Source organism: Acinetobacter lactucae, assembly GCF_013344765.1.
Lineage (GTDB): Bacteria > Pseudomonadota > Gammaproteobacteria > Pseudomonadales > Moraxellaceae > Acinetobacter > Acinetobacter lactucae_A.
Map to the genome: position 1 here is coordinate 1 of NZ_JABVBF010000009.1, position 15,527 is coordinate 15,527.

Annotated in this window: 15 protein-coding genes and 1 riboswitch; of the genes, 5 read left to right on the top strand and 10 right to left on the bottom strand. The window is 39.7% G+C overall.

Features of this window, described 5'->3' with window-relative positions:
- The first annotated feature begins 118 nt into the window (after window positions 1-118).
- The 3 genes from HUN22_RS02160 to HUN22_RS02170 all read left to right on the top strand — a co-directional run bounded on the left by HUN22_RS02160 (window position 119) and on the right by HUN22_RS02170 (window position 2,335).
- Window positions 119-760: a peroxiredoxin gene (locus HUN22_RS02160; RefSeq protein ID WP_002116558.1), complete on the top strand. Its 642-nt coding sequence runs from the start codon at window positions 119-121 to the stop codon at window positions 758-760.
- A 184-nt stretch (window positions 761-944) separates the two neighbouring features.
- Window positions 945-1,757, top strand: coding sequence for an MBL fold metallo-hydrolase (locus HUN22_RS02165; protein ID WP_174726354.1), 813 nt, complete (start codon window positions 945-947; stop codon window positions 1,755-1,757).
- Window positions 1,754-2,335 (top strand): dual specificity protein phosphatase family protein, encoded by a 582-nt coding sequence (locus HUN22_RS02170; protein ID WP_174726328.1) that lies wholly within the window; start codon window positions 1,754-1,756, stop codon window positions 2,333-2,335. Before HUN22_RS02165 ends, HUN22_RS02170 begins: the two co-directional genes overlap by 4 nt.
- A 145-nt stretch (window positions 2,336-2,480) precedes the next feature.
- Here the strand turns inward: HUN22_RS02170 and HUN22_RS02175 are convergent, their stop codons facing one another.
- The 6 genes from HUN22_RS02175 to HUN22_RS02200 form a co-directional block, all read right to left on the bottom strand.
- Window positions 2,481-3,410: a DUF6929 family protein gene (locus tag HUN22_RS02175; protein WP_174726329.1), complete on the bottom strand. Its 930-nt coding sequence runs from the start codon at window positions 3,408-3,410 to the stop codon at window positions 2,481-2,483.
- Window positions 3,411-3,497: 87 nt separating this feature from the next.
- A complete protein-coding gene (locus HUN22_RS02180; protein WP_174726330.1) occupies window positions 3,498-4,556 on the bottom strand; it encodes an SPOR domain-containing protein in 1,059 nt (352 codons plus the stop codon).
- Window positions 4,547-5,833, bottom strand: a complete 1,287-nt coding sequence (gene folC, locus HUN22_RS02185; RefSeq protein WP_174726331.1) for a bifunctional tetrahydrofolate synthase/dihydrofolate synthase — start codon at window positions 5,831-5,833, stop codon at window positions 4,547-4,549. Before folC ends, HUN22_RS02180 begins: the two co-directional genes overlap by 10 nt.
- The gene (gene accD, locus HUN22_RS02190; protein ID WP_174726332.1) at window positions 5,830-6,726 is read right to left on the bottom strand and encodes an acetyl-CoA carboxylase, carboxyltransferase subunit beta; all 897 of its coding nucleotides are present in this window, start codon (window positions 6,724-6,726) and stop codon (window positions 5,830-5,832) included. The genes folC and accD overlap by 4 nt, the downstream gene beginning before the upstream one ends.
- Window positions 6,723-7,526, bottom strand: a complete 804-nt coding sequence (trpA, locus tag HUN22_RS02195; protein WP_174726333.1) for a tryptophan synthase subunit alpha — start codon at window positions 7,524-7,526, stop codon at window positions 6,723-6,725. The genes accD and trpA overlap by 4 nt, the downstream gene beginning before the upstream one ends.
- A gap of 246 nt (window positions 7,527-7,772) precedes the next feature.
- The gene (locus tag HUN22_RS02200) at window positions 7,773-8,822 is read right to left on the bottom strand and encodes an AraC family transcriptional regulator (RefSeq protein WP_174726334.1); all 1,050 of its coding nucleotides are present in this window, start codon (window positions 8,820-8,822) and stop codon (window positions 7,773-7,775) included.
- A gap of 121 nt (window positions 8,823-8,943) precedes the next feature.
- Between HUN22_RS02200 and HUN22_RS02205 the strand changes: the two genes are divergently transcribed.
- Window positions 8,944-9,819 carry a metal-dependent hydrolase gene (locus HUN22_RS02205; protein ID WP_217484346.1) on the top strand — a complete coding sequence of 292 codons (876 nt, stop codon included), beginning with the start codon at window positions 8,944-8,946 and terminating at the stop codon, window positions 9,817-9,819.
- A gap of 8 nt (window positions 9,820-9,827) precedes the next feature.
- Here the strand turns inward: HUN22_RS02205 and HUN22_RS02210 are convergent, their stop codons facing one another.
- Genes HUN22_RS02210 through HUN22_RS02225 form a run of 4 tightly spaced genes read right to left on the bottom strand, consistent with a single transcriptional unit; the run spans window position 9,828 to window position 13,258 of the window.
- The gene (locus HUN22_RS02210) at window positions 9,828-10,823 is read right to left on the bottom strand and encodes a DUF2804 domain-containing protein (protein WP_174726335.1); all 996 of its coding nucleotides are present in this window, start codon (window positions 10,821-10,823) and stop codon (window positions 9,828-9,830) included.
- A 37-nt stretch (window positions 10,824-10,860) separates the two neighbouring features.
- A complete protein-coding gene (locus HUN22_RS02215; protein WP_174726336.1) occupies window positions 10,861-11,373 on the bottom strand; it encodes a DUF1543 domain-containing protein in 513 nt (170 codons plus the stop codon).
- Window positions 11,374-11,385: 12 nt separating this feature from the next.
- The gene (gene trpB / locus HUN22_RS02220; protein WP_002116129.1) at window positions 11,386-12,615 is read right to left on the bottom strand and encodes a tryptophan synthase subunit beta; all 1,230 of its coding nucleotides are present in this window, start codon (window positions 12,613-12,615) and stop codon (window positions 11,386-11,388) included.
- On the bottom strand, window positions 12,590-13,258 hold the full coding sequence (locus tag HUN22_RS02225; protein WP_174726337.1) for a phosphoribosylanthranilate isomerase: 669 nt from the start codon (window positions 13,256-13,258) through the stop codon (window positions 12,590-12,592). The genes trpB and HUN22_RS02225 overlap by 26 nt, the downstream gene beginning before the upstream one ends.
- Window positions 13,259-13,384: 126 nt before the next feature.
- A riboswitch (cobalamin riboswitch) is annotated at window positions 13,385-13,591 on the top strand.
- A 36-nt stretch (window positions 13,592-13,627) separates the two neighbouring features.
- Here HUN22_RS02225 and HUN22_RS02230 point away from each other — a divergent pair.
- A complete protein-coding gene (locus tag HUN22_RS02230; protein ID WP_174726338.1) occupies window positions 13,628-15,490 on the top strand; it encodes a TonB-dependent receptor plug domain-containing protein in 1,863 nt (620 codons plus the stop codon).
- The last annotated feature ends 37 nt before the right edge of the window (window positions 15,491-15,527 follow it).

Here is a 15,527-nt window from a genome sequence, read left to right on the forward strand (position 1 = left end):
TATTTACACTTATATAAAAAGTTCATAATAAAATACAAAAACAATAATTTTAATCATAAAGTAAATGCTGCATATTCATTCAATCGAATAACAAATTATGAGCAATTGAGGAAAGATCATGACTCTACGATTAGGAGATACTGCTCCCGATTTTCAACAAGAATCGAGTGAAGGCACCATTAATTTTTATGATTTTTTAGGGGATAGTTGGGGAATCTTATTTTCACATCCAGCCGACTATACTCCGGTATGTACAACTGAGTTAGGTTATACAGCAAAATTAAAAGATGAATTTACGAAGCGTAATGTTAAAGCGATTGCTTTGTCTGTAGACGATGTAGAGTCGCACAAAGGCTGGATCAACGATATTAATGAAACACAAAATACAACTGTCAACTTTCCCATCATTGCGGATAAAGACCGTAAAGTATCTGAGCTCTATGGTTTCATCCACCCTAACGCCAGTGAAACTCTGACAGTACGTTCATTAGTGATTATCGATCCTAATAAAAAAGTCCGCTTAATCATTACCTACCCTGCTTCGACTGGCCGAAATTTTAATGAAGTCTTACGTGTTGTTGATTCCTTACAATTAACAGATAAGCATAAAGTTGCTACACCTGCGAACTGGCAGCAAGGTGAAGATGTCGTTATTGTGCCATCACTTAAAGATGAAGAAGAAATTAAACAACGTTTCCCTAAAGGCTATACGGCTGTTAAACCTTATTTACGCCTCACGCCACAGCCTGAGCAAGATTAAAGCCTTTAAAAAGGCTTTAATCGAAGCGCAAGACAAGCGAAGCGCGTAGGTAGAAGTTGATTAAATATCACACCCAAAAAAGCCATCGATAGTGATGGCTTTTTTATTTATGTATTGAATACTCATGGTTTTTATTGTTCAGATCAGTTATAACTCGAAGCGATTCGGTAAAAAAATAAAAATCATGATTTATAAAATTCATCATTTAAAGTGTGGCAGCATGTGCCCAGTTTGTGCCCCCTTATTTGGACAAAAAGGCTTCCGAGCCGAGGTAATCTGTCATTGTATTCTGGTTGAAACTGATCGGGGCTTAGTGCTTATCGATACGGGCTTTGGCTTACAAGATTATTTACATATGAAGCAGCGCCTAGGGTCATTAGTTAAACGCTTAGGCAACATTGAGCATAATCTTGAATTTAGTGCAATCCAACAAATCCAAAAGCTTGGGTTTAGCCCCAAAGATGTACAGCACATCTTTGTCACTCATCTTGATTTTGATCATGCAGGTGGAATTTCAGATTTTCCTCATGCCACAGTCCATGTTTTAGCGGCAGAATATAACGCAGCTCAACTTCCAAACTTTAAGGGAAAACTTCGCTATCGAACCAATCAATATAAAGATCATCGATATTGGAATTTTGTTGAATATCAACAAGGTGAAGCATGGTTCAACCTCGAAAAAGTAAAAGGTTTTCCGCTGTTTCAAGAAGAAATTTTAATGGTGCCACTGTTGGGACATTCGGCTGGACATTGCGGTATTGCCATAAAGCAACCAAATCAATGGTTATTATTTTGTGGAGATGCCTACTACTCACACCTAGAGTTAAACCCTAAAAATAAATTAAGATCACTTGGGTTGGTGGAAAAAACATTTGCAGAAGATAATGAAAAACGTCTTTTTAACCTCAAACGCTTACAGCATTTGGCTCAACATGAACCAATGATTGAAATAATTTGTGCTCACGACCCTGATGAGCTTAGACGGTATCAAACATGAAGAAATTATCGCTCCTTACACTTGTCATCTGTATAAATTTACAAGGGTGTATGCAGCACGAAAGTATTGCTCATGAGCATCGACCACAAGATTGGGGAAGCTTAGTTTCTCAGACTCATAATTTTTATCAAATTAGTAATGATGTTTATCGCAGTGAACAACCTGATGCTGCAATGATTTCAGAATTAAAGAATAATCAAATTGGAACCATTATTAATTTAAGAGCCAAAGACGCAGATACTTTAGTTTTTAAAAATGAAAATTTTAATCTTGTGCATATTCCTATCAACACTTGGGCAATTGATCGACAAGATCTCTTAGAAGTCATGCAGCAAATCAAAATTGCCAAGCAGAATGATCAGCGCGTTTTATTGCATTGCTACCATGGTTCAGATCGTACAGGCGCCAGTGTTGCCATGTATCGCATTATTTTTGAAAATTGGGCAATTGATGATGCGGTTAAAGAAATGAAGCAAGGTGGTTATGGCTATCATATTATTTGGAAGAATATTGACCGTTTATTTACGCCTGAAAATGTAAGATGGATTCAGCAGCAACTGTCGAATTCCACTAGCTAAAGACTGGATTGCTTTTGTATGCAAATGCAATTATTAGGCAAATAAGTTGGCCCAATCACCAACTTATTTCTTGTTTTCATTCTTATCAATTACATCCAAAAATACACATTTAAAGATAGATAATCATCAAAAATATGATTTAACTTTATGATTTTCCCAAAGCGGCGTTGCTGAGTAATATCTTCAAAATCTCAGAATCACCACCATCACTGTCTGTCACTAATAAAAAGACTTCACCATCAGATCTCGACTCGAACCAAGTAATCCCTTCAACCTTGATTGGCAATGCCTGTCCTTTCGCATCTTGAATCAAATGAGTCGCTAAAGCTTTACCATCAGGCGAAAACACCAAGATAAAACTTCCTAAGACAGCACCGTCATCATAGGTATTGAGTGTTTGTTCGACTGTAGCTGTAGCAACAATCAAATTTTTATCTGCTAAAAAACAAGCATCTGAAATGCCGCTTGCTGAACCTTCAAGCTCAGCTAAGCTCAGTTTAAGCGAATGTATAAGTGCATTTGCCAAGGATTTCCCTGCTTGGATTTTGATTAGATCAAAGACTAAAACCCCATGATGGAGATTTATGTTACCACGTTGAAAAATATACAAATAACGATGGTCTGAACAAATGGCTTCTATATTGAGATCAGCCCCGCCTGTTAATTCAACCTGGTGCTGCAAAAAATCATAATCAACCGCTTCCAAGAAAGTTTTGACCTGATCATTAGCAGGGTTATAGAGTAATGCTCGTTTTCGCTTTTCTGTAGAACCCGAGCCCATCACCAAAAGCTGTAATTGTCCATCCCAACTTATGGAGGTTAAAGCTTCAAAATCAGGCTTCTGTTCTTTGCTTAATGCACTTAGCGGTATTTGCTCTGAAGGATCAAATAACGGAATTTTTTCAAAGACCGTTGCATCGGCCATGTTCTGGGTTCGATTGATTCTTAATAAATAAGGGAGATTATCACCAACAAAATAAACATCCTCCCCCACACAAGCAACTCCAGACAGTGCGCTAATCACTGAATCATGTGCAAAAACAAATTTTTCTAATATTTTGATCGTTATATTCATCTTCAAGCCCCCCTATTGAATGGAACACTCCTCATAAGAATACAGCATTTGAAGTGTTCCTGATTTGATTTAGAGGTTGATCAGCCGTTATCGCTGATCAAGTGGCACCCAGTCAATTACCCATGCTGATTTCATGTTTAAACTTGAATCAGAAGTAATTTTCTTACGAGCAGCATCTGCTGTATCACGGTCTTTTGCAGGTCCAACCATGATACGAATACCCTTACTGGTTGGGCTTGTAGTTACCTTATAGCCTTTAGCCCGTAATTTAGAAACAACCGCATCTGCATTTGCTTGGTTAGCAGCCAAAGCCACTTGAACCATCCACTTTTTATCGCCATTTTCCAGCAATTCACGCGCTTTTTCAGCTTCAGCTTTTTTCTCAGCGTCCGCTTTTCGTTTAGCATCAGAGGCTTTTTTATCAGCTTCTGCTTGACGTTTGACTTCGGCTGCTTTCTTGTCTGCTTCTGCTTGACGCTTCGCTTCTGCAGCCTTTTTATCTGCTTCTGCCTGTCGTTTTGCTTCAGCTGCTTTCTTGTCAGCTTCCACTTGGCGTTTTGCTTCAGTTGCTTTCTTGTCAGCTTCCGCTTGACGCTTAGCATCAGCCGCTTTTTTGTCTGCTTCTGCTTGGCGTTTGGCTTCAGCTGCTTTTTTCTCTGCATCTAGTTTTGCAGTATCAGTTGTTTTACTCACCGTATTGGTTTGCTGGTTTTTCGCTTTCGCCTCACCCACTAACTCCGGTGGAATATTATCTGAACTTTCTTGAGCCGCTGTACGGCGCGCATTAATCGCAGCGTACTCTGCTGCAGCTTTACGAGCGGCATCAGCTTCAGCTTGCTGCTGCATTGCTAAAAACTCAGCTGCACGTGCCTCTTGCTCAGCAACAGCCTTTTCACGCGCACGGCGCTGTTCTTCAAGCAAACGTTTTTCAGTTTCAACATCAACCGCAAGAGGTTGTAGTTGTACCATTTGCCCTTCAGTTGTCTGTTTTGGTTTAGTTTGAGTTTTTGGCGATGTGGATGCGGATGGTTGAGCTTCAACCTGTTTTATTTCCTCATTTCCTTTTAGAAGTAATGCTGCCAATAAAACACCACCTCCTAGTAAAACAACGCCACCCATCCAGCGTTGTTTGTTATTCATTGACATTCTTCCAAATACTCCCAAATCGCTTCTAAAGTATGAAACGAACCACAGGCCAAAATCAGCTGATTGTTATTTGTTTGCTCAAGCGCTGATTTAAAAGCCTCTTTGATATTGCCATATTGTTGTACTGTCTGGCCTTGCAAGGCATCATTGAGTTGCTGAATCGGTGCAGCACGCGGCACATTCAATTCAGCAATTTTCCAATGTAAAACAGTAGGTTTCAATAAATCGACTACTGATTTTATATCTTTATCTGCCAGCATTGAAAATACTGCGACAACTTCTGTGTACTGTTTATTGTATTCTAAGAAATTTCGCAATTGCTTTAACAAAAATTCAACACCATGTGGATTGTGTCCGGCATCAAAAATGACCGTCTTCCCATCCACTTGACGCTGTTCAAAACGTCCAGCTAAGCAAGCAGTTTGAATACCTTTTTCTAATGCTGACTGAGAAATCTCAAGTCCGCTATTTAAAATGGCAGCAACCGCCCCAGCAATATTTTCAATCGCTAATGTACCTAACGGAAGTTTTAAAGTGGTTCCTTCCGAAGCAAAGTACCAGTTTTGTCCATCATCTGCGAGCTTATAAAAATAATCACGATTAACGGTATATAACTCTGCTTGTGTACTTTGTGCCTTATCTTGAATTGCTTGCGGTAATTGTTGCTCACCCGCAAAGATAACTGGAATATGTGGACGAATAATACCTGCTTTTTCAAAAGCAATTTTTTCGATGGTATCGCCTAACCAGTCTGTGTGATCTAGGCCAATATTAGTAATCACTGCAATGTCGGGATCAATCACATTGACGACATCTAAACGCCCGCCCAAACCGACTTCGAGCACCCATACATCACATTGTTGTTGTTTAAAAATAACAAAAGCAGCCAAAGTGGTTGCTTCAAAAAAAGATAAGCTTAAATCACAATCGCGACGAGCCTGATCGACTTGAACAAAAGCATCAATCAGACTTTGATCATCGACTTCAACTCCACCTAATTTGACTCGCTCATTAAAACGATAGATATGCGGTGACTGATATAGTCCAACTTTATAACCCTGTGCGTTTAATATCGCAGCCAGTGTGGTTGTAGTTGAGCCTTTACCATTCGTTCCGGCTACTGTAAAAACTTTAGCATTAGGCTGAGTCACACCCAGCTTTTCTGCAACAGGAATTACACGTTCCAGTCCAAGATCTATCCCTGTAACGTGAACATGGCTCCAATAATTGAGCCATGTATCTAAAGAGTCTATTGAAAGTGGAGCTTGTTGGTTCAAGGTAAGTTCATCAATTTCGATACAAGTCGAGATACAGTATCACGTAAAGCATGACGATGAACAATCTGATCGATTACACCATGATCAAGCAAATATTCAGCACGTTGGAACGGTTCTTCCAAAGTCTCACGTACAGTCTGCTCAATTACACGTTTACCAGCAAAGCCAATCATCGCTTTAGGTTCAGCAATATGAATATCACCCAACATTGCTAAAGAAGCTGTTACACCACCATACACAGGATGTGTTAACACCACGATATACGGTAAGCCAGCATCTTTTAATTTTTGAATCGCAGCAGAAGTACGCGCCATTTGCATAAGCGACAACATACCTTCTTGCATACGTGCGCCACCAGAAGCTGCAAAACAGATTAATGGTTGACGTTTTTCAATTGCAAGCTCGGCAGCCTGTACAAAACGGTCACCTACAACCGTACCCATTGAGCCGCCCATAAAGTCGAACTCAAAAGCACATGCAATCATATCTACACCATTTAAGTTACCTTGCATGGCAATTAATGCTTCCGTTTCACCAGTTTTGCTTTGCGCTTCACGCATACGATCTGGATACGGTTTAGAGTCAACAAACTTTAATGGATCTTTCGCACTAAATTCTTGACCCAATTCAGTTACAACATTATCGAAGAACCAGTTCAAGCGGTCACGAGCTTTCATTCGTAAGTGTTCATCACATTGCGGACAAACATAGGCATTGAAAGATATTGCTGTACGTGTCACTAGTGCATGACATTCAGGACATTCAATCGTTGGCTCAGTAAATGTTGCTTTGAGAATTTGTTGCTCATCTGCGACTTCAATACCTGGAACCGGACGTTTTGTCCATGGTGTCGAAGGGCTAAGAACTTTCCCTGGTTTCACTTCTTGATTCATACTAACTCATCGAGCGCTGCTCGAAGCTCCTTGACTTTACTCACCGTCTGTTCAACAGCGTCATCCGCTGCCAACGTTGCAAAATTTTTAACGAAAGCACTACCTACAATCACGGCATCAGCAACATTACCCATTGCTTTTGCTGAAGCGGCATCACTAATACCAAAACCAACACCCACTGGAATATTAGTGGCATTTTTGATTTTTTGAATACGCGCAGCAGCTTCTGCCGTATCAAGTGTTGCTGCTCCAGTTACACCCTTAAGTGAAACGTAGTAAATAAAACCACTTGCCTGATTTGTCACATGTTGAATGCGTTGATCTGTAGAAGTTGGCGCAAGTAAGAAAATTTGGTCCATATCATGTTGTTTCAACACAGCACCAAACTCTTTTGACTCTTCTGGTGGTAAATCCACAAGTAATAAGCCATCTACACCACATTGTTTCGCATGAGAAACAAACCTCTCGTAACCAATTACTTCAACCGGATTTAGATAACCCATTAAGACAACAGGTGTTTCCTGATCCTGCTCACGGAACTCTTTTACCATGTTGAGTGCATCCAACGTATTGGTCCCTGCTGCAAGCGCACGTTCAGCTGCAAGCGCAATTACCGGACCATCAGCCATTGGATCTGAAAATGGTAGACCAAGCTCAATGACATCTACTCCTGCCGCAACCATTTTATGCAGTAACGGAACCGTTACTTGTGGCTGTGGATCACCCGCCATAACATAAGATACAAGCGCTTTACGTTGTTGGGACTTAAGCTTTTCAAAACGGGTGGCAAGACGTGACATAGGGTTGTGCTTTCCTTGAATTATTTAAAATTGAGGAGTTGTTTGTAGAAATACAAGAACATCGCATTTTAACGCTATTTTTTGTCCATTGAACAGGTCTAACGTTATGGCGATATTCGATTGTATGATTCATACAACCCATGGCGTACATTTATCAATATTTTGAAACTTTTCTCAATGATCAAAGCTTCCTATTTTCGAGCCATTATTAGTTCGCAGTATGAGCAAAAAATCGCCACTCAAAGTTTATTCATCAATATTTTTATGGGCGAGTTTCAATTCCCTTTTTCGTGTGAGTAAAGTTTGTCCTGTCAAATTTTTATGAGCCCGTGCAAGTGCCGACTGATCCGAATATCCTAACTGTTCAGCAATTGTGGTGAGGCTTTCATTTTGATGAAGTAATATTTCACAGCGTTTCATGCGTTCAGCATCTAAAATTAATTTAAATGAAGTGTTTAACGACTGAAGTTGGCGCTGCAAACTTCGTACTGAAATATTCAACTCGATAGCAATATCTTCTATTTTAGGGGCTTGTTGCTTGTGTTTTAAATATTCATGAACAATCCAATGTATCTGCTGAGCTAAATCTATATGTAATTTGCGTTGAGCCAATGCTTCTTCTGCCTGTTTCACCAAAAGTTGCATTAAGGTTGGGTCTGCATAACGAGGGCGGACACTCAATCCTTCACTTGCAAAAGTTAATGCATAGTAAGGTTGCTCAAATGATAATTTGCATTGAAAGAAACGCTGATAGTGTACTAATGCACCACGGGAGTGGTGCACAAATTCAACATGCTGCAAGAGAAAATCATGGAAAGGGGCAATTTGTTTAGCAAGCTGTACCATAGCCGCTAAAGTTAGCTCACAAAGTATAATATTACTGGCATCCACCAATGGCCAATACAAACGAATTCTTGAAGCATCTTGTTCAATTTGCATAGGCACCACTTGCTCACCGTCAATTACTAGACGATGAAACTTCATGACATATTCAAGAACCTCCGCGAAGCTGCCACTTCTAGAAGCCATATAACCTAATACACCAAAATTGGCAGGTGTAATACAAGTTGCCATTTCTAGGACTAAATTAGAAACTTGCAGTCGGGTTTCAGTCAGTTCAAAAAGCTCAAGAAAAAAAGTTAAAGAAGATTGTGCATCTATAGATGAAGCTAAAATATTTTGAATTTGGCGGGTCTGAATATCTGTTAGATTTAATTCCTGCCAATCAATCCCTTTTCCTTTTAGATAAGTATCCCACAGATAAAAATAACCATTTGAAATCGTAAAATCCTGCATGGCTCATCCTTTTTTTAAGGCCATCTTGTCGCAAACTGTATAAAAATTGGCAACAACTGTCAAAACAAAGCCGACTATTAGCGACATACTAATGAACATGTTAGATGCGAGAAATAAAAATATGAACGCACATGTTTCTTATCAGGTCGAGCCAGTGGTTCGTAAAGATCTGGATTTTCATTTAAACGAAGCGCCTCGCTTTTGGTTTAATAATGATCCTTTTTTGACTCGTATGTTTGATGCGCTCAGCTTAACCTTTCCAGATGGAGAGCGTTACTTTATTGAATGTGTCCGTATGTTCCGTGACAAAATTGATGATCCCGAACTACAAAAACGGGTTGCGGACTTTATTAAACAAGAAGCTCAGCACGGTATTGCACATGACAAAATGAATCAGCTCATGAAAGAACAAGGTATGCCTGTTGATCAGTTCACAGCCACGCTTAAAAGAATTTTTCGTTTTGAACTCACTAAGCGCTCACCCCAATACAATATTGCGATGACAGCGGCAGCGGAACACTTAACAGCGTTAATGGCAGAAACGTTTTATAGCCATAAAAAAACTTTAGAAAATGCTCACCCCTATGTTCGAGCACTATTTGCGTGGCATGCCATTGAAGAGATGGAGCACCGTGATGTTGCTTTTGATGTTATGAAACAAGTAGGTGAAGTACCAGAGTCGACTCGTCGTTTTGTGTTGGTTCTTACCACAGTACTCATGTTTGGCTTTACACTTTATCGCACCAATGTCATGTTGAAATGTGATGGCTTTAGTCCAAGAGAAAGGCTCTTGATGAACCTTAAAGGCTTACCTTGGTTCTTTGGCAAAAATGGCACATTAACTGCCATGAAAAACCAATATTTAGATTGGTTTAAAAAAGATTTTCATCCTAGTCAGCATCCAGTCATTCGTCAATATCCTGTTTGGATTGAAACACTTGAAAAGACGAATGACCCGATTGCAGCTGGTGAAGCATTTTGGCAAGCAGGTTTATAACCTGCTTGTTACCATTTTGCATAATGTTGTTCTAGTAAGCCGTATTGTTCATTGCAATTGATTATATCGGTTGCCTCATGCTCAATCGTGCCACTAATTTTGGCTTGCCACTGATTGAACTGGCTGCCAATCATTCTTAAATTAATATTTTCGTATCTACACCAACCAATATGCACTTGTAGATTAAGCTTTTGATCTAGAGAACTAATTTGCCAAAGTTCATCATTTACTTTTTCAAATAAAACATCAGTCAGTGGAAATAAAACTCCGTTAATCCATAAGCAATTTTCATTACCAAAGCTTTCATTAACCCCTGAAGCTAAATTTAAACCAATACGCCGCCCTTGTTCGTCCCAGAAATTACATGAAAGCCAGAACCAAGCTGTTTCAGGTCGCAAAAAACCACAAGTATCATCTAGAGATGCAAATGTCTTTTCATCAAATTGTACGACTTGATTTTGTTTATTAGTAAACATGCCCTCTACAGCAAGCGTGGTCTGCTTTTGCGTATAGGTCCAACCATTGATACCTGTCGGTGTACATAAACTTAATATATCGGTACCAGCACAAAAAATACGAGCGCTGAGTTGAATCTCACCATATTTAGTCACTCGAATGTACCGCACCCCATTGGCATGCTGAATATCAAACTGATAAGGCGATTTAGAAAAATAGCTTTGATTAAACAATGGCTGTTCATCAAGATAGGTTTTATGCCCCAAAGGCTGAATTGCATTCCATTCAATGACCTGCCCTGTTTCATGATCATAAATATAGAAAAAACCATGCCCAACCCAGCCGATATCTGCAATCGCTAAACCAATACTATAGTGTTTGTGTTGAATACCGCAGAATTTAAATTTTTTATATTTTAATTGCTTACGCCAGCCTTTAAGGATCTTACCGTAAGGGGTTTTATAAATATAATGTTGTACGTGAATGGTTGACGGTACAGATTCAAAACGCCCGTAGCGAGGCTGTCCATTTTCTTGAATTAAATCCATTTACCCACTTCCATATGAATATTAGATTTCAAATGACCTATTCCACGGTCAAATACGTATTTTCCCAAATTGTTGCAGCAAAATCGCCTTTTATTAAATGAATATAGCGCCCTGCTACACAATCTATTGCTAAGCAGTCATCAATATCAATGACTCGATCTGTATGTGCTTTTTGCCACTGTTGATCTATAAATTGTTTACCTAATTGTTTTGCAACAACAGCATTTGGTGCAACTACAAACTCATAACGGTGAAGCTCACCGAATTCACTAGCATTATATCCACCCAAATTAATTAAATATAACTTTAAGTCATCTGGTTTTGGTGCCGCATCAGTAAAATGAATTTGATAATTTTGCTCTTGAGACTTTACTCCCGAAAGCTTAGCCCAAGTATCAATATGCAATCCTTGAGCCTCACCAAACCAAGCCTGTTTAAGTTGAGGATAAACTTCTTCCAAAGTATCTCCTACAGCCATGACAACATCATGAACTTCTGTATTTGCGCGTGCATGACGCCCACCCAACATTACCATAAACAGACTTGGCATTTTTATTCCCGCTTACATCTCAACCATTTCTACGCCATCAATGCGTGCAACTGTCATTAAATCTTTATCGCCACGGCCTGAAACAGTTGCAATAATAATCTGATCTTTAGACATGGTTGGTGCAAGCTTAGAGACGTACGCCATCGCATGTGAGCTTTCAAGTGCAGGAATAATCCCTTCGATTTTGGTTAAATCACGGAAACCTTGCAGAGCTTCTGTATCATTAATCGGCACGTACTCTACGCGCTTCATATCTTTCAAGAAGCTATGTTCAGGGCCAACACCCGGATAATCAAGGCCCGCTGAGATACTATGTGTCTCAATAATCTGGCCCTGTTCATCACTCATTAAATAAGTACGGTTACCATGTAATACACCCACATGGCCCGCATTTAATGGCGCAGAGTGTTTACCAGTTTCAATACCAAAACCAGCTGCTTCAACACCATACATTTTCACATTGGCATCGTTTAAGAATGGATAGAACAAGCCCATTGCATTTGAACCGCCACCCACACATGCAACTAATGCATCTGGTAAGCGACCTGCTTGCTCCAAGATCTGTTTACGTGCTTCACGGCCAATAATCGACTGGAAGTCACGAACGAGTTGAGGATATGGATGCGGGCCTGCAACTGTACCAATGACATAGTAAGTCGTATCAACATTAGTTACCCAGTCACGCATCGCTTCGTTCATGGCATCTTTCAGCGTTTTAGAACCACTTTGCACAGGAACAACTGTAGCACCCAACAAACGCATACGATAAACGTTCATCGCTTGACGCTTAACGTCTTCAGCCCCCATATAAACAACACATTCAAGACCTAAACGTGCTGCAATTGTTGCTGTTGCTACACCATGTTGTCCTGCACCGGTCTCGGCAATAATACGTTTTTTACCAGAAAGCTTTGCCAATAACGCCTGACCAATCGTGTTATTTACCTTATGTGAGCCTGTATGGTTCAAGTCTTCACGTTTAAGATAAATTTGCGCACCACCTAACTCTTTTGACCATCGCTCAGCATAATAAAGTGGACTAGGACGACCTACATAGTAGGCTAGATCGCGGTCGAATTCTGCCAGAAACTGTTCATCATTTTTCATGCGAGAATAGAGATTTTCTAAATCTTCTAATGCCGCCATGAGTGTTTCTGACACAAAACGTCCGCCATGGATACCGAAATGCCCTGCAGCATCTGGGTACTGTGTATAGTCAATCACATTGTTTTGCTGATCCACGTTGGACTCCTTGCATAAATCGTTCAATGAGTTGTTGGTCTTTTATACCTTTTGCGGACTCTACGCCTCCGCTCACATCTACTGCAAAAGCACCGGTAGTATGAATAGCGTCAATGACATTGTCAGGGGTTAAACCGCCTGCCAAGATTAATGGAATATCAAGTTTTGGGAATTTAGACCAGTCGAACTGATGTCCTGTGCCCCCTTTAAGCTCAGGATGCCATGCATCGAGCAATACAGCACTGGCACCAGCCGCCTGATATTTTTGAATTTCAGCAATTACATCTAAATCAGGTTTAACCTGAATTGCTTTATACCAGCGACGTTTACAATGGCGAGCTATTTCCTGACATTGTTCTGGAGTTTCATCGCCATGTAGTTGTAATACATCTAGGGGAACACAATCAAGTACATCCTGAATTTCAGTGGCACTTGCATTAACAAACAAACCAACCATTTGTACATAAGGTGGAATTACTTTTGCTAATTCTCGGGCCTGTTCAACTGTCACATGTCTAGGACTCGGCGGAAAAAAAACAAAGCCTATTGCATCTGCTCCCGCTGCAACTACTGCCTGAACATCTTGCTTGCGAGTAATTCCACAGATTTTTGCGCGTGTACGTTTTTGGTTTGATGGGCTCATGATCTGCCTAAACTACAACCATTTCTTAAAATAAGCGCCATTGTAATGCAATTTTTGTCCCTTGCGTAAAAGTTCTCTGGGAATTGGGCTAAATGACATTGTATGAAATAAATCGCCACTTTATACTGCGTAAAATTGGAAGCAAGTGTAAGCAATTCATGCTTTAGGGAAGCTGGTGAAAGTCCGGCACTGCCCCCGCAACGGTAACAATGTAAAGCATATTTTTTAAGTCGTTCTCGACTTACACCACTGCAGTAATGTGGGAAGGTGAATATGTCCATAACATAAATATGGCGCTGAAGTCCGGAGACCTGCTTGTTTCATCTATCTACCCGATCATTCACGTGGGGTGAATGTATGGAGCATGTTATGTCTAAGTCTTTTCAACCTACTCGTCTGGTAGGGGCTATCGCTATTGCGATGGGGTTTTCACCTGTTATTTTTGCTGAAGATACAACCAACGCAACTCAGCTTGATCCAATTGTAGTGACTGCTTCAAAAAGTGCTGAAAAAGCAAGTGAAGTTCCGGCGCGGATTTCTATTATTGAACCAAAAGTTGTGGAACAGTCACCTATTGCTGAATTACCGCATTTATTAATGAGTGATGCAGCTATTAATATGGTTCAAAGTGGTGGCTTAGGTCAAACATCTGCAATTTTTATTCGTGGTACTAATTCTGAACATGCTTTGATTTTACGTGATGGCGCTCGTCTGAACACTGCCTCAACTGGTGCAGCAAATCTTGCATTTATTGATACCACTGATATTAAACAAATTGAAGTATTGAAGGGACCAGCATCTGTTCTTTATGGTACTGATGCCATTGGCGGTGTTGTACAAATTATTTCAAAGACTCCAGAAAAAACTTCTGCATTTGTAACTGGAGAAATTGGCGAAAATAAAACGTACAAATCCATTGTAGGTGCCGACCTTGCTGAAAATGGTTTTTATGCGCAAGTTCGCGGTCAACGTTTAGAGTCTGACGGTTCACGCATCACTGATCTAAAAGGTAATGACATTAAAAAAGCCTCTTATGATCAAAAAGGCTTTAGTACTAAAGTTGGGATAGAAAAAGAAGATTTCGGTGCATCTGTTGATTACACACAAAATGAAGGAACAAGCCAATACGATACTTTTCGTTATGATGGTTCATTAACTTCTCAAGATTTCAAAAATGAATTACTTAATATTCGTGGTCGTGTAAATCTCAATTCTGATATTTCTCTAAATGCAAGATTATCTCAATTTAAAGATGAACTTGATCAAAATGGTTCAAGTGATTTTGTACATAGTACAACAAAAGAGGCTGAGCTTTATGGCAAATGGCAATTCACCTCATCTCAAAATGTATTAGCAGGCGTAACTCATCAAAATATTGATGGAGACGTACTCTCTTATGGCTCACCTTACGATGAAGACGTTAATAGCACAGGCTATTTTGTACAGCACCAATATCAAAATAATGGTTTAAACACTCAAGTCGGTGTTCGTGTAGAAGATAATCAAAAATATGGTACACATACAGTTGCACAAGGAGCTATCCGTTATCAACTTTTACCACTGACAAGTATATATGCCAACATTGGTTCAGCTTTCAAAGCACCTACCCTTAATGACATGTATGGTTCTGGGGGGAATCCAAACCTAAAACCAGAGGAAAGTATTTCTTATGAGGTCGGTATAGATCAGAAGCTAAACTACAACATTTCAACTGGACTTTCAGCGTATTACACTAAAATCGACAACTTAATTGAATCACGCTGTATAGCCGTATGTAATGGCGATTGGATAAATACATTCCCTATTTATCAAAACATCAACATCGATAAAGCATCTATGCGTGGCGGCGAAGTTTATGCAAATTGGATGAAGGGTGATCTATTTATTAAATCATCTTATAACTATGTTAAAGCTATCAATGATGAAACAGATCAAGAGTTATCAAGACGTCCTCGTCAAAGCTTTACACTAAGCACTGGTTTACAAAATGAACTTTATGGCTTAAGTGTCTCACTTTCTGCAAAATCTAAAGCGAAGGACTACAACCAAGATACTCCTGGCTATACAACTGTTGACTTTAATGGTTACTGGAATGCTACGCCAAACATTAAACTCTTCACTAATATCCAAAATATGGGGGATGTGAAATATAAAACTGCTTCCTATGATAAAGGTATCTATTATGTCAACGGCGGCCGCCTTGCATCAGCTGGTGTGACCTTGAGCTACTAAGCAAAACTTTATTATAAAAATATTTTCTTAACTCCAG

Excerpts from the sequence above, each read along its gene's own strand:
- HUN22_RS02160 (WP_002116558.1), top strand. The coding sequence starts at position 119 with ATGACTCTACGATTAGGAGATACTGCTCCCGATTTTCAACAAGAATCG.
- HUN22_RS02165 (WP_174726354.1), top strand. The coding sequence starts at position 945 with ATGATTTATAAAATTCATCATTTAAAGTGTGGCAGCATGTGCCCAGTT.
- HUN22_RS02170 (WP_174726328.1), top strand. The coding sequence starts at position 1,754 with ATGAAGAAATTATCGCTCCTTACACTTGTCATCTGTATAAATTTACAA.
- HUN22_RS02175 (WP_174726329.1), bottom strand. The coding sequence starts at position 3,410 with ATGAATATAACGATCAAAATATTAGAAAAATTTGTTTTTGCACATGAT.
- HUN22_RS02180 (WP_174726330.1), bottom strand. The coding sequence starts at position 4,556 with ATGTCAATGAATAACAAACAACGCTGGATGGGTGGCGTTGTTTTACTA.
- accD (WP_174726332.1), bottom strand. The coding sequence starts at position 6,726 with ATGAATCAAGAAGTGAAACCAGGGAAAGTTCTTAGCCCTTCGACACCA.
- trpA (WP_174726333.1), bottom strand. The coding sequence starts at position 7,526 with ATGTCACGTCTTGCCACCCGTTTTGAAAAGCTTAAGTCCCAACAACGT.
- HUN22_RS02200 (WP_174726334.1), bottom strand. The coding sequence starts at position 8,822 with ATGCAGGATTTTACGATTTCAAATGGTTATTTTTATCTGTGGGATACT.
- HUN22_RS02205 (WP_217484346.1), top strand. The coding sequence starts at position 8,944 with ATGAACGCACATGTTTCTTATCAGGTCGAGCCAGTGGTTCGTAAAGAT.
- HUN22_RS02210 (WP_174726335.1), bottom strand. The coding sequence starts at position 10,823 with ATGGATTTAATTCAAGAAAATGGACAGCCTCGCTACGGGCGTTTTGAA.
- HUN22_RS02215 (WP_174726336.1), bottom strand. The coding sequence starts at position 11,373 with ATGCCAAGTCTGTTTATGGTAATGTTGGGTGGGCGTCATGCACGCGCA.
- HUN22_RS02225 (WP_174726337.1), bottom strand. The coding sequence starts at position 13,258 with ATGAGCCCATCAAACCAAAAACGTACACGCGCAAAAATCTGTGGAATT.
- HUN22_RS02230 (WP_174726338.1), top strand. The coding sequence starts at position 13,628 with ATGTCTAAGTCTTTTCAACCTACTCGTCTGGTAGGGGCTATCGCTATT.